General features: G+C 65.6%; 12 protein-coding genes. 11 read left to right on the top strand and 1 reads right to left on the bottom strand.

The features are described 5' to 3' along the window. The first annotated feature begins 103 nt into the window (after positions 1–103). The gene (gene tilS / locus ACGTN6_RS09140) at positions 104–1,384 is read left to right on the top strand and encodes a tRNA lysidine(34) synthetase TilS (RefSeq protein ID WP_394591135.1); all 1,281 of its coding nucleotides are present in this window, start codon (positions 104–106) and stop codon (positions 1,382–1,384) included. Positions 1,385–1,390: 6 nt separating this feature from the next. Here the strand turns inward: tilS and ppx are convergent, their stop codons facing one another. Beyond that, entirely contained in the window at positions 1,391–2,920 is a 1,530-nt protein-coding gene (ppx, locus tag ACGTN6_RS09135) for an exopolyphosphatase (RefSeq protein WP_394591134.1), read from the bottom strand. A gap of 438 nt (positions 2,921–3,358) precedes the next feature. Between ppx and rho the strand changes: the two genes are divergently transcribed. The 10 genes from rho to ACGTN6_RS09085 all read left to right on the top strand — a co-directional run bounded on the left by rho (position 3,359) and on the right by ACGTN6_RS09085 (position 25,658). Further along, on the top strand, positions 3,359–4,618 hold the full coding sequence (gene rho, locus ACGTN6_RS09130; protein ID WP_016853467.1) for a transcription termination factor Rho: 1,260 nt from the start codon (positions 3,359–3,361) through the stop codon (positions 4,616–4,618). A 354-nt stretch (positions 4,619–4,972) separates the two neighbouring features. Then, entirely contained in the window at positions 4,973–6,466 is a 1,494-nt protein-coding gene (gene ubiD / locus ACGTN6_RS09125; protein ID WP_394591132.1) for a 4-hydroxy-3-polyprenylbenzoate decarboxylase, read from the top strand. Continuing rightward, positions 6,463–7,248 carry an NAD(P)H-flavin reductase gene (locus ACGTN6_RS09120; protein WP_394591131.1) on the top strand — a complete coding sequence of 262 codons (786 nt, stop codon included), beginning with the start codon at positions 6,463–6,465 and terminating at the stop codon, positions 7,246–7,248. Before ubiD ends, ACGTN6_RS09120 begins: the two co-directional genes overlap by 4 nt. Beyond that, positions 7,245–7,958, top strand: a complete 714-nt coding sequence (gene folM / locus ACGTN6_RS09115; RefSeq protein ID WP_394591130.1) for a dihydromonapterin reductase — start codon at positions 7,245–7,247, stop codon at positions 7,956–7,958. Before ACGTN6_RS09120 ends, folM begins: the two co-directional genes overlap by 4 nt. 34 nt (positions 7,959–7,992) lie before the next feature. After that, positions 7,993–8,121, top strand: coding sequence for a hypothetical protein (locus ACGTN6_RS09110; RefSeq protein ID WP_394591129.1), 129 nt, complete (start codon positions 7,993–7,995; stop codon positions 8,119–8,121). Positions 8,122–8,184: 63 nt separating this feature from the next. Then, a complete protein-coding gene (locus tag ACGTN6_RS09105) occupies positions 8,185–8,331 on the top strand; it encodes a hypothetical protein (protein WP_394591127.1) in 147 nt (48 codons plus the stop codon). A gap of 124 nt (positions 8,332–8,455) precedes the next feature. After that, on the top strand, positions 8,456–8,620 hold the full coding sequence (locus ACGTN6_RS09100; protein ID WP_394591126.1) for a hypothetical protein: 165 nt from the start codon (positions 8,456–8,458) through the stop codon (positions 8,618–8,620). A gap of 7 nt (positions 8,621–8,627) precedes the next feature. After that, positions 8,628–9,698, top strand: a complete 1,071-nt coding sequence (locus ACGTN6_RS09095) for a 3-deoxy-7-phosphoheptulonate synthase (protein WP_394591125.1) — start codon at positions 8,628–8,630, stop codon at positions 9,696–9,698. Between the two features lie 142 nt (positions 9,699–9,840). Beyond that, positions 9,841–11,970: a PhoX family protein gene (locus ACGTN6_RS09090; protein ID WP_394591124.1), complete on the top strand. Its 2,130-nt coding sequence runs from the start codon at positions 9,841–9,843 to the stop codon at positions 11,968–11,970. A 1,148-nt stretch (positions 11,971–13,118) separates the two neighbouring features. Beyond that, positions 13,119–25,658, top strand: coding sequence for a YadA-like family protein (locus tag ACGTN6_RS09085; protein WP_394591123.1), 12,540 nt, complete (start codon positions 13,119–13,121; stop codon positions 25,656–25,658). Positions 25,659–25,666: the final 8 nt, after the last annotated feature.

The following is a 25,666-nucleotide window of genomic DNA, read 5'->3' as shown; positions in this document are numbered from 1 at the left end:
CTTGCCTTCGCTCGAAGAGGGCGCTGGCTCTGAGGGGCATTCGCTGCCGGTATCTGGCTTGGGGAAGTTTTCCCTTCAACATGCCTGAGCGGTCTCCCTGTCCATGAGCCTCTCGTCTTCTCCCCTGCAACGCACGATCGACCGCGCCCTGGCCCAGACCCCGCCGGGGCGCGGTGTCTGGGTGGCGCTGTCCGGCGGGCTCGATTCCGCATTGCTGCTGACCCTGGCTGCGGATGCCTGCCGGCGTTATCCGCGGCCGCTGCGGGCGCTGCACGTGCATCACGGCCTGCAGGCCGCCGGTGACGATTTCGAGCGTCACTGTCGGCGGCTCTGCGCCCGGCTTGGGGTGCCTCTCTACGTGGAGCGCGCGGCGGTCGACGTCTCGGCGGGGCGGGGGTTGGAGGGCGAGGCGCGGGTCGCCCGCTATGCGGCCTTCGCCCGCCGCGTCGGCGCCGGTGAGACCCTGTGGCTGGCCCAGCATCGCGACGACCAGGCCGAGACCTTCCTGCTGGCGGCGCTGCGCGGCGCCGGCCCACGCGGGCTCGGCGCCATGCCGGCGGTGCGAAACCTCGAGGGACGTTGCCTCGTCCGCCCGCTGCTCGACGTCTCTCGCGCGGCGCTGAAGGCCGAGTCCTCGCGTCTGAGGCTTTGCTGGGTCGAGGATCCAAGCAACGCCGACACTCGCCTGGATCGCAACTTCCTGCGCCATCGGGCGCTGCCGCTGCTGGCCGAGCGCTGGCCGGTCGCCGGTGCGTCGCTGGCGCGCAGCGCTCGGCTTGCCGGCGAAGCCGACGGCCTGCTCGAAGAGTTTGCCGCCGAGGATCTGGCTCGGCTCTCCGGCGATCCCGGGCGTTTGCCGGTCGCGGCCCTGTCGCGCCTTTCGCCGCCGCGCCGGCGGCTGCTGATTCGTCACTGCCTGGGTCGGCAGGGAGTGCCATCGCCGCCCGCCGCTCGCCTGGCGACCCTGCTCGAGCAGCTCGAGGCGCGCCGTGACGCCGAGGTGCGTGTCTCCTGGGAAGGCGGCGAGGCGCGTGTCTGGCGGGGCGCGCTCTATCTGCTGGCGCCGGTCGCGTCGCTGCCGGCCGAGTGGCGCGCCGAGTGGGATGGTCGTGCGTCGATTCCCACGCCGCTGGGAATGCTCGTCTCCGAGCTGGTTCGCGAGGACGGGCGGCCGGCGGCGCTGGTGCTGGCGCCGCGACTCGGTGGCGAGCGCCTGCGCCTGGAGGGACGCGGCAATCGTGATATCAAGCGGCTATGCCAGGAGTGGGCATTGCCACCGTGGGAGCGTGCCGGACTGCTGGTGGCCTGGCACGGTGAGCGGGTCGTCGCAGTAGGGCGCCCCTCGGGCTGGCTGGCCTGTGCCGAGGGTTGGCGCCCCGACTGAGCGGACTCAGTCGGTGGCGAGGGCCAGGTTCAGGTCGGCGGCCCGCTGATAGGCGATTTCCTGTTCCAGGTCGGCGAACAGCAGGCTCGGCTCTTCGATGGTCAGGCGCAGGACCAGCGCTTCGCCGTCGACCTCGAGGTCGGGCAGGGCCGGAGGATGCTCGGGCCGAGAGTGGTTGAGAATCACCGCCAGACGCAGCAGGCGGGCCAGCCGTCCATGGGGGCATTGCTCGGCCGTGGGCAGTGCCTGCCACTCCTTGACCGGAAACTTGCGCCGGTGGGCGCGGACCAGGAAGGCCAGCAGCCGTTGCTCCGGCCGTGAGAAACCGGCCAGGTCGGAGTGTTCCAGCAGGTAGGCGCCGTGGCGATGGAACTGGCTGTGGGAAATGGCCAGGCCGATCTCGTGGAGCCGGCTTGCCCACTCGAGAAAGCGCGCCTGGTCGTCGTCCAGTTGCCATGCCTCACGGACCCGGTCGAACAAGGCCAGGGCCGTGGCGGCGACATTGTCGGCCTGCCGGGTATCGACGCCGTAGATTCGCTCGAGATTGGCCAGGGTCTTGAGTCGCGAGTCCTCGGGACTGTTGCGTCCCGCCATGTCGTAGAGCACGCCTTCGCGCAGGGCGCCGTCCGAATAGCGCATCTCCTCCAGCTCGAAGGCCTCGAAGATGGCGCCCAGAATGGCGATGCCGGCGGGGAATACCCTGGCGCGGTCGGCCTTGAGGCCGTCCATGGCAACCTTGTCCAGGCGCTTGCACTTGAGCAGCCGCTTGCGCAGATCCTGCAGGCCCGCGCGAGTGATAACGCCTTCGGGGGACTGGCCGGCGGCGGCAATCGCCGCGGCGGCGGCCTTGATAGTGCCGCTGGAGCCGACCGGATCGCTCCAGCCGAGCTTCTGGAAGGGCTTCTGGATGTTGGCGAGTTCGGACAGCGCGGCCAGCTCGGCGCGGCGCATGCGCTTCTCGGTGAGCTCGCCGGTATCGAAAAAGCGCCGCGTGAAGGTCACGCAGCCCATGCTCAGGCTTTCCAGCGCCTGGGGCTCGAAGTTTTCGCCGATGATGAACTCGGTGGAGCCGCCGCCGATGTCGACGATCAGGCGCCGGCCCTCCTCGGCTACCGCCTGGGCGGCGCCCAGGTAGATGAGACGAGCTTCCTCGCGACCGGCGATGATCTCGATGCGGGTGCCGAGCAGCGCTTCGGCGCGGTCGATAAATTCCTGGCTGTTGTCAGCGTCGCGCAGGGCGTTGGTGCCGACCACCCGCAGGTCTCGCGGCGCGATGCCCTCCAGGAAGGGGGCGAAGCGGGCCAGGCAGTCCAGGGCGCGGGTCATGGCGGCCTCGTCGAGCAGGCCGTCATCGCCGAGGCCGGCCGCCAACTGGACCTTGTCGCCCTGGCGCGCGACCACCTGCAGGCGGTCGTCCTGGTAATTGGCCACCAGCAAATGGAAGCTGTTGGAGCCGAGGTCAATGGCGGCGAGGCGTCGGGGAGCGTGGTCGGGCGTGCCGTTATCGGCGGCGAATCGGTCCTTGGGCGCTGTCATGGCGGGTCCTTCAGGGTGACTGGCCAAAGGTTGCGGGTGCCTATCGGGCTTGTCAATCGCTCTGGCAGAGGACATGCCGGGTATTGCGTTTCGCTTCGGCCTTGACTAGTATCGAGTCGTTCGCCTGTTCCGAATGCTTTCCGACCGCGCATGGCGAGCTCGCCCCGGTCACTTTTCAAGTCGTCAGATAGCCCACTGCAATCAGCCCACGCTGTAGGCCTTCGGCCCGATGCGCTGATTCAGGCGAAAACGAACCTGCTCCCTCGCTTTGAGACTGGCCCGGCATCCCTTCGGTTGCCCGCCGGTGTCCATGAATCGCATTCGACGAGAAGCAGCCTGTCCGGGCTCTGAACGCATCCACGCGGCGTTAACGTCTCGCCTCTTTTCCCATACGGCGCACGACTGCCCGGCTTTCACGAGCAACTTCTGAACACACCGATGAATCTTACCGAACTCAAGCAAAAGCCCGTGCCGGAACTCCTGGAGATTGCCCGCGAGATGGGCATCGACAACCTGGCGCGTTCCCGCAAGCAGGACATCATCTTCGCCATCCTCAAGAAGCACGCCAAGAGCGGCGAGGCCATCTACGGCGATGGCGTGCTGGAGATCCTGCAGGACGGGTTCGGCTTCCTGCGCAGTGCCGACAGTTCCTACATGGCCGGCCCCGATGACATCTACGTGTCGCCCTCTCAGATTCGGCGCTTCAACCTGCGCAAGGGCGACTCCATTTCCGGCAAGATTCGTCCGCCCAAGGAAGGGGAACGTTACTTCGCGCTGTTGAAGGTCAGCGAGATCAACTTCGACAAGCCGGAGAACGCCAAGCACAAGATCCTCTTCGAGAACCTCACGCCGCTGTTCCCCCAGGAGCGGCTGCGCATGGAGATCGGCAACGGCTCCACCGAGGACCTCACGGCACGGATCATCGACCTCACCGCTCCCATCGGCAAGGGCCAGCGCGGCCTGCTCGTCTCGCCTCCCAAGGCGGGCAAGACGCTGATGCTGCAGAACATCGCGACCTCCATCACGCGCAACAATCCCGAGTGCCACCTGATCGTGTTGCTGATCGACGAGCGCCCGGAAGAGGTCACCGAGATGTCACGCACCGTGCGTGGCGAAGTGGTGGCCTCGACCTTCGACGAGCCGCCGGCGCGCCATGTGCAGGTCGCCGAGATGGTGATCGAGAAGGCCAAGCGCCTGGTCGAGCACAAGAAGGACGTGGTGATCCTGCTCGATTCCATCACCCGCCTGGCGCGTGCCTACAACACCGTGGTGCCGTCCTCCGGCAAGGTGCTCACCGGCGGTGTCGATGCCCACGCCCTGGAGAAGCCCAAGCGCTTCTTCGGCGCGGCGCGCAACATCGAGGAGGGCGGCAGCCTGACCATCATCGCCACGGCGCTGGTCGACACAGGCTCCAAGATGGACGAGGTGATCTTCGAGGAGTTCAAGGGCACCGGCAACATGGAGGCCCACCTGGACCGCAAGCTCGCCGAGAAGCGCGTCTACCCGGCCCTCAACATCCGCCGCTCCGGCACCCGCCGCGAGGACCTGATCGCCTCCGAGGACGAGATGCAGCGCATGTGGATCCTGCGCAAGCTGCTCAACCCGATGGACGATACCGCGGCCACCGAGTTCCTGATCGATCGTCTGAAGGATACCAAGACCAACCTCGAGTTCTTCGAGGCCATGAAAAGACGTTGATCCTGGCCTGCTGCGCTCGACGATACGGCGTTGGAAAACAGCTGGTGCGCCAGCTCGGTCAAGCGGCTCATTTACTAGAGTAAACTCCGCACTTTCGCTGTTTTCCGCCTTGTCTCGTCTTCGCTCGCAACGGCCAGCTCTCAACGCCTCGGTGCACGTTGTCTGGAAATGCTTGCTTGCGCGGCGGCCCTCGCCACGCTTCCTCAGGTTCGAGTCGAGCGTTGTCGATGGCCAGCTAACCGAGCTCGACATGTCAGAGGTCGGGCTCATGGCGGCCAGGCGCAGCATCCCGAAGGGGCAGCATGGTATGCTGCCCCTTTTGCGTGAGTGTCGTTCGGGAAACGGGAAGGCCGCATGAAGTACAAGGACCTGCGCGAGTTCATCGCCGCGCTGGAAGCACAGGGCGAGCTCAAGCGCGTCACTGCCGAGGTGGATCCCTACCTGGAAATTACCGAGATCTGCGATCGCACCCTGCAGGCGGGCGGGCCGGCGCTGCTGTTCGAGAACGTCAAGGGCCATGACATGCCGCTGCTCGGCAACCTCTTCGGCACGCCGAAGCGAGTCGCCATGGGCATGGGCCAGGATTCGGTCAGCGCGCTGCGCGAGGTCGGCGAGCTGCTGGCTTTCCTCAAGGAGCCGGAGCCGCCCAAGGGCTTCCGCGATGCCTTGGACAAGCTGCCGGTCTACAAGCAGGTCATGAGCATGGGGCCCAAGCGGCTCAAGCGTGCGCCGGTGCAGGAGGTGGTGCTGGAAGGCGATGACGTCGATCTTGACCGCCTGCCCATCCAGCACTGCTGGCCGGGTGACGCGGCGCCGCTGGTGACCTGGCCGCTGGTGGTCACTCGAGGACCCAACAAGAAGCGCCAGAATCTGGGGATCTACCGCCAGCAGAAGCTGTCGCGCAATCGCCTGATCATGCGCTGGCTGTCGCATCGCGGCGGCGCCCTGGATTTCCAGGAGTGGTGCCAGGCGCACCCCGGCGAGCCCTTCCCGGTGGCGGTGGCGCTGGGCGCCGATCCGGCGACCATCCTTGGCGCGGTGACGCCAGTGCCGGACAGTCTCGCCGAGTATGCCTTCGCCGGCCTGCTGAGGGGCTCGCGCACCGAGCTGGTCCAGTGCGGCCACGCCGACCTCGAGGTGCCGGCGTCCGCCGAAATCATCCTCGAAGGCTTCCTGTACCCCGACGATACCGCCCCGGAAGGCCCCTACGGCGACCACACCGGCTATTACAACGAGGTGGAGACCTTCCCGGTGTTCACCGTGACGCGCATGACCATGCGCCGCGATGCCATCTATCACTCCACCTACACTGGCCGTCCGCCGGACGAACCGGCGATCCTGGGCCTGGCGCTCAACGAGGTCTTCGTGCCCATCCTGCGTCGCCAGTTTCCCGAGATCGTCGACTTCTACCTGCCCCCGGAGGGCTGCTCCTACCGCATGGCGGTGGTGACCATGAAGAAGCAGTACCCCGGCCATGCCAAACGAGTGATGATGGGCGTGTGGAGCTTCCTGCGCCAGTTCATGTACACGAAGTTCGTGGTGGTGCTCGACGACGACGTCGACGCTCGCCGCTGGGAAGACGTGATCTGGGCCATCACCACCCGCATGGACCCCGCGCGGGATACCGTGATGGTGGAGAACACCCCCATCGACTATCTGGATTTCGCCTCGCCGGTGGCGGGGCTGGGCTCCAAGATGGGCCTGGATGCCACCGACAAGTGGCCCGGTGAAACCGATCGCGAATGGGGCACGCCCATCGTCATGGACGCGGCCGTCAAGGCCCGCGTCAGCGAACGCTGGGCCGAACTGGGCATCGACACCCCTGACATCGACAAGAGGCATTCATGACGGCAAGGACCCTGACCTGTCAGGTCGTCGAGGTCGAGGACCTCACCCCCGACGTCTTCCGAGTTCACCTGGAGGGCCGCGCCGAAGCCATGGCCCATGCGCCCGGCCAGTACCTGGAGATGCAGCTGGACCCCGAGACCTGGGTGCCGTTCTCCATCGCCAACGCCCACGGCGGCGACGGCCGCCTGGAACTGCATATCCAGCACTGGCCCGAGCGCTCCAACTCGGCGCGGCTGCGCGAGCTGCTGGTGGAAGCCCAGCACCTGACCCTGCGCCTGCCCGGCGGCGACTGCGTGCTCGATCCGGACAGCGTCCGCCCGCTGCTGCTGGTGGCCGCCGGCACCGGCTTCGCCCAGATGAAGGCCATCGTCGAGGCTGCACTGCATGCCGACCCCGAGCGCGAGATCTCCCTGTGGTGGGCGGCCAAGGAGCGCCGCGAGCTCTACCTGGAGAGCCTGGCGCGGGAGTGGGCCGCCCAGCACCCGAACGTGACCTTCCACGGCGTCAGCGAGCAGGGCATGGACCCGGCCTTCGCCGCCGAGCGCATCCAGGGGCATGCCGGCCGCATCGACGCCGCCCTGGGCGAAGCCCTCGACGACGTCGACGTCTCCGGCCATGACGTCTACCTCTCCGGCTCGCCCGGCATGGTCTATGCCTGCGTCGATGTCCTGGCGTCGCTGGGGCTCGAGCCCTCACGGGTGTTCTCCGACGTCTTCGCCTATGCGCCTCGCGATCCGCTGGTGCCTACGGTGGGCAGCCTGGTGAGGGAGACGCGGGCATGAGCGCTTCGCCGATCCTGATCACCGGCGGCGCCCAGCGGCTGGGCCGCCACTGCGCCGAGCGGCTGCGTGACGAGGGGCACCCGGTGATCGTCAGCTACCGTCGCGAGCGCGAGGAGCTCGAGACGCTGCGCGGCCGAGGCATCGTCACCCTGCAAGCCGACTTTTCCACTCAGGCCGGCATCGAGGATTTTCTCGAGCGACTGCGCGCCGAGACCACCTCGCTGCGCGCCATCGTCCACAACGCCAGCGACTGGGCACCGGACGTCGACGGCCCCGAGGCCGGCGACAACTTCGAGCGACTGTTCCGGGTGCACATGCTGGCGCCCTATCTGATCAACCTTGGCGCCCGCTCATTACTCGAAGCCTGCAGCGAACCGATGCGCGACATCGTGCACATGACCGACTACGTGGCGGACAAGGGCTCGCGCAAGCACGCCGCCTATGCCGCCACCAAGGCCGGGCTCGAGAACCTGACCCTGTCGTTCGCCGCCATGTATGCACCGACGATCCAGGTCAACGCCATTGCCCCGGCGATGATCATGCTCAACGAGGACGACGACGAGGCCTACGCCGAGAAGGCCAGGGCCAAGTCGGCGATGGACATGATCCCCGGGCCCGGCGTCATTCACCAGAGCCTGCGCTACCTGCTCGACAACCGCTACGTGACGGGCGTCACGCTACCGGTCGATGGCGGGCGTCACCTTCGCTAGACTGCAAAAAAATTCCAACAGAGAGGAGCCTCCGATGACGGGACATGATGAAAGCTTCAAGGACGACAGCGGCATGCTGGCGGTGGTTCTGGGCCTGGCGGTGCTGGTCGGAATGAGCTGCCTGCCGGCCACCATTGCCTGGGTTCAGCTGGCCACCGGCTGACGGAGCCTTGTCATCCCGCCCGCGAGAGGGCAGGATAATGCGAGTACACAGGAGAGACCGCCCATGACACCGAGCCCGCTCACCACCACACGCCTTGCGCCGACCGCCGATTCGGCGTCGATGGCTCGTGGTCACGAGAGCGTCTTTGGTGCCAGCTATTATTGGCCGGGCTACTGGTTTAGCGACGGCGTGCCGGCGGCCGGTTCCTGACAGCACAGGACGACGCCGCGAGGCACGCCCCGCCCAGGGTTGCCTCCGACATGCAGAACCCCCGGACGGCAACCCCGCCCGGGGGTTCTGCGTTTTCAACACCATCATTCCGAGGAGATGACCCATGACCGCATTCGATCGCGCCCACGCCGAGTTTCGCCCCCAGGGCCGGGACTATTACGGCTATGGCTGGCGATTTATCGACATGCGGTCGGGTCAGTGCGCCACCTCCGACCGTGAGCTTGCCGGTGGCATGACCACACCCCGATGTTCCCGCTCACGGAGTTGATGCCCCTATGAACGCCCCAGTTTCTCTCGCTTCTCACTCGGAGCCCGCTCCGACCCGTACCGCCCACGCTGTTCTGCCCACGCCAGCGGAACTTCACCGGGCCCTGCCGCTCGAACCGGCGCTCGCCCGGCGCATCGCCGGCCAGCGCCAGGCCATACGCGATATCCTCGCCGGCCACGACGACCGGCTGCTGGTAGTGGTCGGCCCCTGTTCGATCCACGATCCCGAGGCGGCCCTCGAGTACGCCCACCGGCTGGCCGCGTTGGCGCCTGCGGTCGAGGATCGGCTGCTGCTGGTGATGCGCGTCTATGTCGAGAAGCCGCGCACCACCGTCGGCTGGAAGGGCCTGGCCTACGACCCGGACCTGGACGGCAGCGGCGACCTGGCGCGCGGCCTCGAGCTGTCGCGCTCGCTGATGCGCGAGATCGCCGAGCTGGGCCTGCCGGTGGCCACCGAGCTGCTGCAGCCGATGCTGGCGCCCTACCTCGACGACCTGCTGAGCTGGGTGGCGATCGGCGCCCGCACCACCGAATCCCAGCTACACCGCGAGCTGGCCAGCGGCCTCGAGGCGGTGGTCGGCTTCAAGAATGCCACCAGCGGCGACCTGCAGGTGGCAGTGGATGCCATGCGTGCCGCGGCGCATCCTCACCAGCATTTCGCCATGGGAGCGGACGGCCGGCCGATGATGCGCGAGACGCCTGGCAACTCCCACACCCACGCGGTGTTGCGTGGCGGCCACGGCGAGCCTAACTTCCGCGCGCCCCAGGTGGCGGCGGCGCGTCGCACTCTGGAAGAAGCCGGCCAGTCGCCGCGACTGATGGTCGACTGCAGCCATGCCAACGCCCGCAAGGACCACCGCCGCCAGAGCGAGGTGATGCTCGACGTGCTGGGGCAGCGTCTGGCGGGGGACGCCTCGCTGATGGGGCTGATGCTCGAGAGCCACCTCCACGAGGGCAAGCAGTCGCTGGCGCCGGGCAAGCTGCGCCACGGGGTCTCGGTCACCGACGCCTGCATCGGCTGGGAGACCACCGAGCATCTGCTGACGAACGCCGCGGAGCGCCTGCGCCAGGGCGCCTGATCCCCGATCGGCGGGCCTGTCCGGCCCGTCGATCATGTGCCGGTCACTCGACCGTCACCTTTTCTCGCTAATGTTCGCGACACGCGACCGTGCGGCGATCCGACCGCATGGCGCAGGATCGTTGTCACTAGTGAGGAAGATCATGAGCAAGGAAATCGAAGACCCGCGGATTCTCAACCGCAGCACGAACGAACCCTTCTCCTCGGTGCTCGAGCGCCATGTGTCTCGGCGGCGCGTCATGCAGGGTGGGCTCGGCATGGCCGCCATGACCATGCTGGGCGGCTTCGGGCTCGTCGGCAGTCGCCTGGCCCATGCCGAATCGGCCGGGGCGACCAGGTCGCCGCTGGCGCTGGCGTTCGAATCCATCGCCGGTTCGCGTAGCGATGCCATCGTGGTGCCCGAAGGCTATCGGGCCCAGGTGTTGCTGCCCTGGGGCACCCCGCTCAACGACAAGGCGCCGGCCTGGCGCGAGGACCTGGACCCCACTCCGGAGGGGCAGGCCAACAGCGTCGGCATGCATCACGATGGCATGCATGCCTTCGCCCTGGACGAGGCGAACGCCTCGCGTCGCTTCCTGCTGGCGATGAATAACGAGTACATCGATCAGGCTGCGCTGTGGGCCGCCCGCGGTGGCGCCACCAATGCCAGCGAGGGCGCACGCCCGGCCGACGAGGCCCGCACCGAGATCAATGCCCATGGTGTGACCGTGGTGGAAGTCCGCAAGGACGAGCAGGGCCGCTGGTCCCACGTGACCGACTCACCCTACAACCGCCGCATCACCAGTGCCACCGAGATGGCGCTGGGCGGCCCGGTGGCCGGCAGTGAATACGTCAGGACGCGGTTCTCGCCGGACGGCACCCGTACCCGCGGCACCAACAACAACTGTGCCAACGGCTTCACGCCCTGGGGTACCTACCTGACCTGCGAGGAGAACTGGCCGGGCTACTTCATCAAGCGCGCCGATCGTCAGGCCGACGACGATCGCCTTGGCATCCCCGAGGAGCGCGGTCGCTATGGCTGGGAGACCGCTGCCGCAGACGGCGAGGCCGACGACGAGTTCTCCCGCTTCGACGCCACGCCGCGCGGCGACACGGCCGGTGACGACTATCGTAACGAGCCGCGAACCTTCGGCTACATCGTCGAGATCGATCCCTACAGCGGCGCGCGAGCGGTCAAGCGCACCGCCCTCGGGCGCTTCCGCCACGAGGGCTGCTGGCCGGGCAAGCTGGTTGCCGGCGAGCCGGTGGTGTTCTACTCCGGCCACGACTCGCGCAACGAGTACATCTACAAGTTCGTCTCCGATGCCCGCTGGGATCCGGCCGACGCCAACCGCCCCGGGCAGGAATACGATCGCCTGGCCCTGGGCGCCAAGTACATGGACCAGGGTACGCTCTACGTGGCGCGCTTCGACGCCGACGGTGGCGGCGAGTGGTTGCCGCTGACCCCGGACGCCGTGACTGCCGACGGTCGAACCCTGGCCGAGGCGCTGGGCCTGGCCGCCGACGACCGGGCCGGGGTGATCATCCACACCTGCGACGCCGCGGACCTGCTGGGCGCCACGCCGATGGACCGCCCCGAGTGGGGCACCGTCGACCCGGCCTCCGGCGACGTCTACATGACCCTGACCAACAACTCTCAGCGCACCGCAGACGGCACCGCGGCAACCTTCACCCACGACGGCGCGGGCATCGAACAGCGCGGCGTGGGCTATGCCACTGCGCCGATCAATGCGCCCAACCCGCGGGCCGACAACGAGGCCGGCCAGGTCATTCGCTGGCGCGAGGGCGAGGATACTGCCTTCTCCTGGGAAGTGTTCGTGTTCGGGGCCGCCGCCGATGATGCCGGCAACCTCTCCGGTCTGACCGAGCGCAACCAGTTCGCCAGCCCCGACGGCCTGTGGTACGACGATCGCGGCGACGGGCAGGGCATCCTGTGGATCCAGACCGACAATGGCTACGCGGGCGTGGCGGAGGCCACCAACGACCAGCTGCTGGCGGTGGTACCGCAGAGCGTGTCGCCTGGCGATGGGAGTGCCGCGGTCATCGGTTCGGCCAACCAGAGCCAGCTCCGTCGCTTCGCCGTGGGCCCGAACGGCTGCGAGGTGACCGGGATCTTCGCCACCCCGGACCGCACGGCCCTGTTCATCAATATCCAGCACCCCGGCAACTGGCCCGCCGCCGAGGATGCCACCGTCGCCGCCCAAGGTAGCGTTCGCCCCCGGGCCGCCACTGTGGTGATCCAGAAGAGCGACGGCGGCCCGGTCGCCGTCTGATCTACCCGCGGCATCGCACGCCCTCGGTGCCGCCTCTACATCTTCAAGGCCGTTGCTTCGGAGCTCTTCCGAGGGAGCGGTCTTGTCATTTTTTACTCGCAGTTGGCTCCGTGACGTAAGAGATGCCCGAACCATCATGTTCGGCATCCAAATGTTATTTCTTCTTGAATGAGTCGTTTCGTGGCGAGTTGACGAAAAAATCATGATCTTGATAGAGGTGGTGTCGGTTTTTTTGTCCCACCTTTTCGCCGCTTTTCACCTTGATTTCATGGCCAATTTACTGGCGTTCGTCTGATGGGCGAACTGCCGCTTGAAAGTATAAACAAGGTGCTGCTACTTTGAGTTTGATTTCATATTCTTTCATTCTTATGTCTTGACATTCTAGGAAGAACCCTGAGGCTTTAATGTCTTCGTGTAAGACATTAGCTATATTTCATGTAGGAGAATCCTGTCAATCCTTGTAATGTGGAGATGCTGAATGCCACGGGAGCCGTGGCCTGCAGCGTGATCAGGTCGAAAATTGTGAAATTTTTTATCCTTGCCAGGGCGTGGTGTTACAGGCTAGGTGTTGTTTTGGCGGCAGGTGTATTGCACGGGTGATTGTCAGTATCGAGCGTGGAGTAGATCGACAAGATCTCAGGAGGTGATGAATGGCGATGCGCGATCACTATGGTGTCGACAAGCGGGTGGAGGCGTTTCACGGGTGAGATGTCTTGGGAATGTCGATCAGGGATGGGGGTTGTGATCATGTCAACCTCGAGCACCCACCTGGTGGCTCATGTTTCAAGAAAATTTGCCTGTGCTCTTCGATTTCATGGGGTTCTGAAACAGGTGATTTCTTCTCTTGAGAAGCGGAGCGAAATCCTCAGGGCTCTGACCTTTATGACTCGGTGCTCATCGGTGAGTACGCAGCGCCGAAAGGCATTTTTTATAAATAATATTACAAATGCATGTAAGAGGGGGTGGTGAAGCGCAAGTGATATCGGCAGCCGAACGCTTGCCTTCACGGGGAGCTGCTCGTCTCTGGCAGATATGGCAGCGATAAATAAGGGCGTCCAGGACGTGTGCCTTGCGAGACGTAGGGCTGACCGGGCGTATCGCGTCGCTCGAGCATCAGGCGCGTCTCGTCGCAAATCTGAGGGAACAGTATGAATACCATCTATTGCATCGTCTGGAGTGTGTCTCGTGGGCAGTCCGTGGTGACGTCCGAACTGGCCAAGCGTCGTACCAAGTCTCGGGATGGGCTGGTGCGGCGTGCCTTGCTGGCACTCGGCCTGGTCGCTGGCGTCGGTGCGCTCACGCCGGTCCAAGCTTATGAAGCAGGTGGAGGCGATGATTGCACAGGCGATGCCGGACGCACCGCCATCGGCGCTGGTGCTTCGGCGTGTGATACGTTTGCCCTTGCCCTTGGCGCTAACGCCGTCAGCTCAGAAGAAAGTGCGACCGCTATCGGTCGCAATAGCACCTCCTCAGGCAACGGGTCTGTTGCGATTGGTCTTGAAACCCAGGCGATAGGGGCAGGCTCTTTCGCTGGAGCAGAGTACGCACAGGCTTTGGATAATTACTCGGTCGCGCTTGGCGGCGGTAATGCGGAAGGGAGTGGAGCCATTGCCGATGGGCCGGGGGCCATTGCGATTGGCACCCGCTCGGTAGCCAGCGACCTTCGCTCACTTGCCCTGGGCGCGGGAGCGGTGGCTTCGAGCGAATCATCCTACGCGATTGGTGATTCCGCCACGGCCTCTGGCATCTCGACCATTGCCATGGGGACTGGGGCCTCGGCCGAGTCTGTCAATACCGGAGCGGGCACCACGGCGGGAGGCGTGGCCGTGGGTGGGCTGGCGGAATCCTATGGCGGGGTGGCCGTGGGGTTCGGGGCTGTCGCGGGCTCTGGAGGCGCCGGTACCCAGTTGGCGGCCACGGCCTTGGGCATGGGTGCCCAGGCCACCGGTAACCGGTCGATCGGCATCGGGACGACAGATGCGGCACCGGCTCTGGCGACGGGTGGCGGATCAATCGCGGTCGGCAACAGTGCCGAGGCATCGGCGGTCGGCACGATTGCGCTTGGTCGCAATACCACAGCGTCGGTTGATGAGGGCATCGCCGTCGGCTCGGATACTACCGCCAGCGGTGATACCTCCTTGGCGTTCGGACAGGATAGCACTGCGTCAGCGGCGTCCACCTTGGCTTTTGGCGATTCCGCCACGGCCTCTGGTATCTCGGCCATCGCCATGGGCACAGGGGCAACGGCCGATACGGATGAAGCTGTGGCTATTGGTAATGCCGCCACTGCCACCGGTGGCAAATCGGTCTCGATTGGGTCGGAAAACGTCGCGTCGGGCAACGGCGCCGTGGCGATCGGCGATCCCAATACGGCAACCGGTGACGGTGCCATTGCGCAGGGTATGGATAATACGGCCACCGGCAACGGTACGGTGGCGCTCGGTAATACCAACATGGTGGGCGGCGGCGGCCAGGCGGTGGGTACCGCCGGCACGGCGGCCCAGGGCGCGGTCGGTATTGGTTACCAGAATGAAGTGGTCGGCCAGGGCTCGGTGGCCATCGGCAACACCAGCAGCGCGATGGATGCCGGCGCCGTGGCCATCGGCGACACCGCGGAAGCCACTACCGCCGACAGTCTGGCGCTGGGTAGCGGGGCGACATCCTCCTCGACGACCACGGTGGCGGTTGGCGCCAACAGCACGGCGAGCGGTGTCGGGGCACTGGCTGGGGGCGTGGATGCCACGGCTTCTCAGGCCGGTGCCGTTGCTCTGGGCGATGGTGCCACGGCCGATATCGCCGACAGCGTGGCGCTGGGCTCCAATGCCAACACGGCCGCCGCGGTCGGCACCGCCGATATAACCATTGCCGATGTAACCTACGACTTCGAGGGCGAATCGCCGATCGGTACAGTGAGTGTGGGAACCAGCGGTAACGAGCGCACCATCACCAACGTAGCGGCGGGTCGCGTGTCGTCGACCAGCACCGATGCCATCAACGGCAGCCAGCTGTTTGCCACCAACCAGGCGATCGAGGATAACCGCGTTCACTTCTACAGCGTTGATGGTGGCACGCTGGACGGGAACTACGAGAATGACGGCGCGACCGCGAGCAACGCCATGGCCGCCGGCGTGAACGCCAGCGCGGTCCGCATAAATGCCACGGCCGTTGGCCATGACTCGCTGGCCGCCGGTAATAACTCGGTAGCCATGGGCAACGCTGCCACGGCGATGGGCAGCAACTCGGTGGCCATTGGCAACGATGCCACCGTGGGGCTGGTGGGTGGCTCGAACAGCCAGTTCCCCGATCGGGGGGTCGCGATCGGGTCGGGCGCCCAAGTCGGCGGCGCGGAAGTGAGCGGCTCGCAGATCCATAGCGAAGGGGTGGCGATCGGCTTCGACTCCTCCGCCGTCAACACCTCCCAGGCATCGCCCACGGCGATCGGCGCACACGCCAATGCCGATGGCGCCGGCTCGCAGATCGCGATCGGCGATTACGCCACGGCCAACGGCGAGAACTCGGTGGCGATCGGTGGCTATCCGTTCAGCACCGGCACGACAGCCTCGGGCGACTTCGCCTTGGCGCTGGGTCCCTCGACGCAGGCCAGCGGCGACAACGCAGTATCGCTGGGCCGTGAGTCCAACGCAGGGGGTGACGGGGCGATCGCCATTGGCGGCAACGCCTCTTCGGGCGCCAACGCCTCTCAGCAGGACACCATCGCCATCGGCGCTGAGTCGCTTGCCAATACCCAGGGCGGTATCGCCATCGGCCAGGGCGCCAGGGCCAGCGACGCCAACAGCACGGCCCTGGGGGTCGATGCTCGCACGGCGGGGCCGAATGCGACGCCGAGCGGCACCATCAACGGCACGCTCTACAGCTATGCCGGCGGTGCGCCGATCGGGGTGGTCAGCATCGGCGATAACAACGAAGAGCGTCAGATCACCAATGTGGCGGCGGGGCGCGTATCGGCCAGCAGCACCGATGCCATCAACGGCAGCCAACTGTTCGCCACCAACCAGGCGCTCGAGGACCTGTCTCTCGGTGGTGGCGGAACGAACTACTACAGCGTCAACTCCACTGTGACCGGCGCTGGATCAAACTTTAATAATGATGGTGCGACCGGGACGAATGCGCTGGCGGCAGGAGTAAGTGCTAGTGCTGTCGGGGAGTCCTCCGTGGCCGTTGGCAATACGGCCACGGCAGGTACAACGCGGGACATTGCCATTGGTAACACGGCCGAGACGGGGGCAATTGCTGGCGCAACCGGGAGTCAAGCTGACAACGTGGCCATCGGTAGGGGAGCGAAGGCGTTTGGTGGCACCGCCATTGCCATTGGCGAAGGGGCTGAGGCGACGGGCACCTCTATAGCAAGCGTTAACTCGGTCATCGCCATTGGCCGTCAAGCAACAGCCAGCGATGTCGCTGCCCTTGCCTTAGGCTCTAGTGCAAGCACAGGGGCGGGGTCAAGCTATGCGGCGGCGATCGGCCCGAGGGCGACGGTCGGCGACAATGCAAGCAGCTCGATCGCCATCGGCAACGAAGCGACGGTGGATGATAATGCCTCTTCCTCCACGGCAATCGGTCGCAGCGCCACGGTTAATGCCGATGCATTTAGCTCAGTGGTCGTCGGGCAGGGCGCGACAGTAGCGAGTGGTGCTTACTATTCCACGGCAGTTGGCCGTAACGCCACGGTCAATTCGAATCGCTCTGTGGCTATCGGGCAGGACGCGAACGTGGCGATTAACGCCAACTTTGGAACGGCCATCGGTAGTACCGCCCAGGTGCTTGAAGGCGCTGTATCGGGTGTGGCGATTGGCGCTAATGCTTCAGCCAATGGGCTTGATGCGGTGGCCATAGGTTCTGACACAGAAGCAGCCAAAAACGCCATCGCTCTGGGGCATGATGCTAAAGCCACGGGCAGCCAATCGATCAGTATCGGTACTGGCAATGTGGTGAGCGGCGATAATTCAGGCGCGATTGGTGATCCGTCGATCATCGATGCCGCGAACAGCTATAGCGTCGGTAACAACAATACGCTGGAGACGGGCGCGGACAACAGCTTTGTGCTGGGTAATGACGTCACTATCGGCGAGAACATCAGCGAGGCCGTCGCGCTGGGTAACGCATCAAGCGTGACCCAGGCAGGCGGTGTCGCGTTGGGCGCCAATTCGGTCGCCAGCACGGCGTCGGGCGTCGCGGGCTATGATCCGGTAACGGGTGCTCCCTCGACCGGCACGTCGGCGACGTGGCAGAGCACCGCGAGCGCGGTGAGCGTGGGCGACGCGGCGAATGGCGTAACCCGCCAGATCACTGGCGTGGCTGCAGGCGCGGAAGATACCGATGCGGTCAACGTTGCTCAGCTTAAGGCCAGCAAAACACATTACTACAGCGTTAACGATGACGGCACTCTTCAGGGTAACTACAACAACGATGGCGCTATAAATGGTGTCAATGCGTTGGCAGCGGGTCCTAACGCTGTATCTGATGGCAACTCCTCTGTCGCTGTCGGTGACGGTGCACGCACAGCGAGTGTTGGTGACGAGCAGGTGGCGGTTGGGACTGGTGCTTTGGCGGGTGGTAATGGATCAATTGCTATTGGTTCAGGCGCTGGGGCCTCAACTGATTTGTTTGTTGGTGGCGTAGAAACTGTTGCCATTGGTAGCGGTGCTTCTGCGGAGGGCACCAAAAATGTCGCGTTAGGCGCTGGTTCTGTTGCCGATGGAAGTACGCTAATCGATGACGCCTACTCCCCCACCGGTGACCAAAACGATGTGGTGGGTCTCAACCCGGTAAGCGAAGTTTCCGTGGGTAGCGCCGGTAGTGAGCGCCGCATCACCAACGTGGCTGCCGGCTCGGCAGATACCGATGCGGTCAACGTCAGCCAGTTGAAGGCAGTGAACGAAGTGGCTAACACAGGCTGGAACGTCCAGGCCAACGGTGATGGGGCTACCGAAGTAGCGCCGGGCGACACCGTGCAGTTCCTCGATGGCCAGAACATCGATATCAGCCGCAATGGCACCGACGTGACGGTGGCCACCAGCGCCGATCTGACGGCCGACAGCCTGACCATCAACAACGGCCCGACGCTCAACGACAACGGCATCGACATGGGCGGAGACACCATCACCAACGTCGGTGGGCCGGTGAACGGGGGAGATGCGGTCAATCTCGACTACTTCGACGAGAACCGCGCCCACTACTACAGCGTCAACGACAACGGCACCCAGGGCGGCAACTATGACAACGATGGTGCTATCGGCGTGAATTCCATCGCCGCTGGCGTGGATGCCACGGCCGCTGGAAATGGCAGTGTCGCCATGGGCTTTGGTGCCAACGTGCAGCAGAGCGATGGTATCGCCGTCGGCACGGGAACTTCCTCCCGAGGAGCATCCTCCATTGCCCTGGGTAATGGCGCTTCCAACGATGTGTTCGGCAACAACCAGATCGCCATCGGCAGCAACGCTTCCTCATTCGGGGAAGACGACCTGGCGATCGGTACAGGGGCCGCGGCCAGCGGTCAGCGCAATATCGCCATGGGTAGCGGGGCCTCTACCGACACCGGGCTGCTCGACGGCATTGCCATCGGCTCGGATGCCTACGTCAGCGTCGACAACGGCATTGCCGTGGGCAACGGCGCATCGGCAGACCACGCCGGCAGCGTGGCGCTTGGGCTCGATTCGGTGACTGCCGCGCCGGTGGGCACCACGGATATCACTTTGGCCGGCACCAACTACACCTTCGCCGGTGGTACACCGACCGGCACGGTGAGCGTGGGTGACGTGGGCAACGAGCGCACCGTCACCAACGTGGCGGCCGGCCGGATCTCGGCCAGCAGCACCGATGCCATCAACGGCAGCCAGCTGTTCGCCACCAACCAGGCCGTGGAGGACGCGGCGGCCACCGCCAGCCAGGGCTGGGATCTCTCCGCCCAGGGTGCCGACACCACCAACGTGGCGCCGGGCGATGCGGTGGATCTGACCAATGCCGACGGCAACCTGTCTATCACCAAGAACGCCACCGACGGCGCTCAGGAGACGGTGACCTTCGACCTGTCCGACAGCGTGACGATCGGCAACACCACGATCGACAACACCGGCATCGACATGGGCGGCGACACCATCACCAACCTGGGTGCGGGGACTGTCGGGGCCGGCAGCACCGACGCCGTCAATGGTAGCCAGCTGTTCGACGTGGCCGACTCGGTGAACACCGTGATCGGCGGCAATGCGGTCGTCAATCCAGACGGCACCGTGACCACCAGCGATATCGGTGGCACCGGTGAAGACACGGTGGACGACGCCATCGCGGCCGCGAATACCGCCGCCAATGCCGGCTGGAACGTCACCGACGGCACCAGCGCTGCCAACATCGGGCCCGACGGCGACGTCACCTTCAGCGGTGATGCCAATATCGACGTGGCCCAGACCGGTGTCGATGACGCCGGCGCGGTCGAGATCACCCTCAACCGCGACCTCGACCTGGACAGCGTCACCACCGGCAACAGCACCCTGGACGACGGTGGGCTGGCGGTCGACGACGGCAGCGGCAACGTCACCACCGTGACCGATGACGGCCTGACCGTGGCGGGTGGTCCCAGCGTGACCAACAGCGGTGGCATCGACGCCGGGGGCCAGACCATCTCTAACGTGGCCGATGGCACGGCAGGTACCGATGCCGTCAACCTCAACCAGCTGCAAGCGGTGCAGGCCGCCACCGAGACGCATTACTACAGCGTCAACGATGGCGGCACCCAGCAGGACAACTACGACAACGACGGTGCGTCGGGAGTGGATTCCCTGGCCGCCGGTGTGGCGGCCTCTACCGGAGCTGGCGCCGAGCGCGCCGTGGCGCTTGGCTACAACACCAGCGCTACCGGCGTGGACAGCGTGGCCATCGGCCAGTATGCCAGCGCCGAGTCGGGCGGGTCCGTTGCCATCGGGCGCGATGCTACCGCCAATGGTGGGCAGGCGATCTCCATCGGCTACGGCAACACGGCCACGGGGGATGGCGCGGTGTCGATCGGTGACCCGAGCACCGCGATCGGCGACGGCGCCCTGGCCCTGGGCAAGGACAACTATGCCGAAGGCACCGGGGCGGTGGCCGTGGGCAACAACAACACCTCCGAGGGTGACGGTGCCCTGGCGATCGGTGACACTAATACCGCCACAGGCAATGGTTCCATCACCATGGGGGTCAACAACCAGGCCACCGGCAACGGTGCCGTGGCTCTGGGCAACGACAACATGGTGAGCGGCGACGGGGCCTTCGCGGTGGGCAACAATGCCACCAGCGGGGCGCTCGATACCCTGGCGTTGGGGACCCAGGCCTCGGCCACCTCGCAGCACGCCATGGCGCTGGGTAATAGCTCTGACGCCTCGGCATTGAATGCCTTCGCTGCCGGCAATACAGCCGTGGCATCGGGGGAAAACTCGATGGCCCTCGGTCAGATGTCGCTGGCCACGGGACTGCGCTCCTCGGCGATCGGCCTTGAAGCCGTAGCCTCGGCGGAAGACGCTATGTCGGTAGGTACTCAGGCCGACGCCAGCGGGCTGCGTAGCTCGGCTATCGGTAATAACAGCATCGCCGCCGGCCAAGGCGCCACGGCCCTTGGCTCGAACGCCGACGCCCAGGCGTTCGGTAGCATGGCGATCGGGGCCCGATCCTCCGCGGTACACGACCAAAGTATCGCCCTGGGCGGCGCTTCCCAGACGGTGAGAGGACCGCAGGACGACTATGTGGCGTACGGCCTGGAGGCGCCGCAGACCTCCAAGGGTGAACTGGCCATCGGCCAGGTCGCGGTCTTCGACGACAGCGGCACCCAACTGACGGAGCCGGGCGAACGCCAGATTACCGGCGTCGCGGCGGGCAGTGCCGATACCGATGCGGTGAACGTCTCGCAGCTCAAGGGCATCGCGACGCACTACTACAGCGTCAACGACGATGGTGTGATAGGCGGCAACTACGACAACGACGGAGCGACCGGCGTGAATGCCGTGGCGTCCGGAGTCGATGCCGCCGCTACGGCGGATGGCGCCGTCGCCCTGGGCTTCGGCGCCACGGCGGGCAACGCCGACAGCGTGGCGCTGGGCACCGACTCGGTGACCGCCGCGCCGGTGGGCACGGCCGATACCACCATTGCCGGCACCACCTACAACTTCGCCGGCACCGCGCCGAGCGGCACGGTGAGCGTGGGTGACGTCGGCAACGAGCGCACCGTCACCAACGTGGCGGCCGGCCGGATCTCGGCCAGCAGCACCGATGCCATCAACGGCAGCCAGCTGTTCGCCACCAACCAGGCCGTGGAGGACGCGGCGGCCACCGCCGGCCAGGGCTGGGATCTCTCCGCCCAGGGCGCCGACACCACCAACGTGGCGCCGGGCGATGTGGTGGACCTGACCAATGCCGACGGCAACCTGTCTATCACCAAGAACGCCACCGACGGCGCTCAGGAGACGGTGACCTTCGACCTGTCCGACAGCGTGACGATCGGCAACACCACGATCGACAACACCGGCATCGACATGGGCGGCGACACCATCACCAACCTGGGTGCGGGGACTGTCGGGGCCGGCAGCACCGACGCCGTCAATGGTAGCCAGCTGTTCGACGTGGCCGACTCGGTGAACACCGTGATCGGCGGCAATGCGGTCGTCAATCCAGACGGCACCGTGACCACCAGCGATATCGGTGGCACCGGTGAAGACACGGTGGACGACGCCATCGCGGCCGCGAATACCGCCGCCAATGCCGGCTGGAACGTCACCGACGGCACCAGCGCTGCCAACATCGGGCCCGACGGCGACGTCACCTTCAGCGGTGATGCCAATATCGACGTGGCCCAGACCGGTGTCGATGACGCCGGCGCGGTCGAGATCACCCTCAACCGCGACCTCGACCTGGACAGCGTTACCACCGGCAACAGCACCCTGGACGACAGCGGGCTGGCGGTGGACGACGGCAGCGGCAACGTCACCACCGTGACCGATGATGGCCTGACCGTGGCGGGCGGTCCCAGCGTGACCAACAGCGGCGGCATCGACGCCGGGGGCCAGACCATCACCAACGTTGCCGCGCCGGTGAACGGTGGCGATGCCATCAATCTCGGCTACTTCGACGAGAACCGTGCCCACTACTACAGCGTCAACGACAACGGCGTGATCGGAGGCAACTACAACAATGATGGCGCCACCGGGATCAATGCCATTGCCTCCGGCGTAAATGCCGAGGCCTCGATCGACGGCAGCGTGGCGCTGGGTAGCGGCTCGATCGCCAATCGCAACCTGGCGCCGTCTTCCGGTGCCATTCCGGCGGGAAGTGCCACCGTCACCTACAACACCACCGACAAGGAGCTGTTGGGGGCCATTTCCGTAGGGGATAGTGACTCCTATCGTCAGATCACCAATGTAGCGGACGGCATCCTGGCGCAAGATGCCGTGACGGTTCGTCAGCTGCAGGGTGCTATCGGCTCGGTCACCGTCACCGGTACACAGTATTTCCATGCCAATTCGGTTCAGCCGGATTCCGCTGCGGTCGGCCAGGACAGCATTGCCGTGGGCCCCACGACGGTGGTCGACGGCGACAATGGGATCGGCATGGGCAACGGGGCCATCGTCGACCAGGTGGCGCCAGGCGGCACCGCGATTGGCGATGGCGCCCGCGTGATGCTGGCCGACGGCATGGCTCTGGGGACATCAGCACTGTCTGAGGCTGAGCAGGGCATCGCGCTGGGGGCCGGGGCGACGGTCAGCCACGACCAGAGCGTGGCGCTGGGCAGTAACTCGGTCACCGCCGAACCGGTGGCCACCCCGGGGGCGACCATCGCCGGTATCGACTACGACTTTGCTGGCATCGCGCCGCAGAGCACGGTGAGCATCGGGGATGTGGGCAACGAGCGCACCCTTACCAATGTGGCGGCAGGGCGCCTCTCGGAGACAAGTACCGATGCGGTCAACGGCAGCCAGCTCTATGCCACCAACCAGGCGGTGGAGTCGGCCAGCCAAGGGTGGGATCTCAGCGCCCAGGGGGCCGATACCACCAATGTGGCGCCGGGCGACAGCGTGGATCTGTCCAATACCGACGGCAACCTGGTGATCGCCAAGAATGCCACTGATGGGGCACAGGAAACGGTGACCTTTGATCTGGCCGACGATCTCGATGTCACCAGCGTCTCTACTGGCAACAGCACCCTGAGCAACAGCGGGCTGGTCGTGGATGATGGCAGCGGCAACGTGACCACCACCGCGGCCACCGGCACCACAGTGACCGACGGTACGACCACTACGTCGCTGACCGCTATCGGTGTGGCCAGCGGTAACATCAACGTGGATGGCACGACCAATACGATCACTGGCCTGTCCAACACCGATCTGAGCGATCCGAGCTTCGCTACCGAGGGCCGTGCGGCTACCGAGGAGCAGCTGCAGGTCGTCAGCGACGTAGCCAGCGCCGGCTGGGATCTCAGCGCCCAGGGGGCCGACACCACCAACGTCGCTCCAGGCGATGCGGTGGACCTGAGCAACGCCGACGGCAACCTGGTGATCAGCAAGAACGCCACTGACGGTTCTCAGGAGACGGTGACCTTCGATCTGGCCAATGAGGTGAACATCGGCACCGATGGGCCGACGCTCAACGACAGCGGTATCGACATGGGCGGTGACACCATCGCCAATGTCGGCGATCCGATGAACGGTGGCGATGCGGTCAATCTCGACTACTTCGATGAGAACCGCGCCCACTACTACAGCGTCAACGACGGCGGGACCCAGGGAGGTAACTACGACAACGACGGGGCGACGGGCGTGAATGCCATCGCTGCCGGCGTGGATGCCTCTGCCTCGGCAGAGGGTGCCATGGCTCTGGGGGCCGGTGCCACGGCCGAGGATGCCAACAGCGTGGCGTTGGGCGCCAACAGTGCGACGGCGCCGGTCGAAGGGACCACCGAGGTGGTCATCAATGGCGAGACCTACCTGGTGGCCGGTACCGATCCAGAGGGTACCGTGTCGTTGGGTGATGTGGATGCCGAGCGTACGGCCACCAATGTGGCGGCAGGGCGCGTCAGCGAGACAAGCACCGATGCCGTCAACGGCAGCCAGCTGTATGCCACCAACAGCGCCATTGATGCCTTGGGTCAGGAAGTCGAGGCCGGCCAGGTGCACTATTACAGCGTCAACGACGCGGGCACCGAGGGCGGGAACTACGACAACGACGGGGCGACGGGGGTGAACGCCATCGCCGCTGGCGTGGATGCCTCGGCCACGGCGGAGGGCAGCATCGCCATGGGCGCTGGCGCCATTTCCAGCGAGGCCGATAGCGTGGCGATGGGCTCGGGAGCGACGACCGAGGCGGCGGTCGGCACGGCCGATATCACGATCGGCGGGCAGACTTATGCCTTCGCCGGTGTCTCGCCCATCGGCACCTTCAGTGTCGGTTCCGCCGGCGCCGAACGTACGATCACCCATGTGGCAGCGGGACGCGTGACGGCGGACAGCACGGATGCCATCAATGGCAGTCAGCTTTACGCCACCAACCAGGCGGTGGGAGACGTCAATCAGGCAGTCGGGGACGTCGAAGACCGTGTGACCAACGTCGAGGGGGATGTCGACAATCTCGATGGCCGTGTCACCAACGTAGAGGGTGATGTCACCCAACTGGGCGATCGGGTGTCCAACGTCGAGGGCGATGTCTCCAGTATCGGCAATGATCTCGCCGACTTGGACGATCGTGCCGTGAAGTACGACACCGAAGACGGCAACGTCAACTACGACTCGATTACCCTGGCGGGTGACAGTGGCACCACCATTACTAACGTGGCGGACGGTGATGTCTCCGAGGACAGCAGCGATGCCGTCAACGGTAGCCAGCTGTGGGAGATGCAGGAACAGCTCACCACCATCAACGAGGGAGGCAGCAAGTACTTCAAGGCCAACTCCGAGGCGGCAGCGGCCCGGGCGGAAGGCGCCGAGAGCGTCGCCATGGGGCCGAACAGCGTGGCCCAGGGTGACCACAGCGTGGCAGCCGGTGATGGCGCGGTGGCTGAAAGCGACGGTGGGGTGGCCCTGGGGGCCGGCTCGCAGGCGACCCGTGAAGGCATGAACGGTGCAGAGGAAGCCTTCTCCGGCGAATCCGTGGCGTCGACCCAGGGGGCGGTCTCTGTCGGCAGCGAAGGCGGCGAACGTCAGATCACGAACGTGGCCGGCGGTACCGAAGCCACGGATGCGGTCAACGTCCGTCAGTTGGAGGCGGTGCAGGCCGGCTCAGTGGGCTATGACCGCAACGATGACGGCAGTGTGAACTACGGCTCGGTCACGTTGGGTCAGGAAGGCACGCCGACGCAGATCCACAACGTGGCGGCAGGTGAACTGCCGACGGATGCGGCCAACGTGGGGCAGCTGCAGGAGCTGAACCAACAGTTCAACCAGCAGATCGGCAGCCTCAGCCATCGCATCGAGGATGTCGAGGACCAGGCCAATGCGGGCACGGCGAGTGCGATCGCGGCGGCTTCCGTGCCTCAGGCCTATCTGCCCGGTAAAAGCATGGTGGCCGTCGGTGCGGGCACCTACAGCGGCGAATCGGCGGTTTCCGTCGGGGTATCTCGTCTCTCGGATAACGGTCGTTGGGCGGTGAAGCTCAATGCCACCGGCGATTCGCAGAGCAACTTCGGTGCCGGTGTCGGTGTGGGTTTCCACTGGTAAACGACTAG

The organism is Halomonas sp. B23F22_20, from assembly GCF_043496985.1.
In the GTDB taxonomy this organism is placed as follows: Bacteria; Pseudomonadota; Gammaproteobacteria; order Pseudomonadales; family Halomonadaceae; genus Halomonas.
This window is presented reverse-complemented; position numbering and strand designations above follow the sequence as displayed.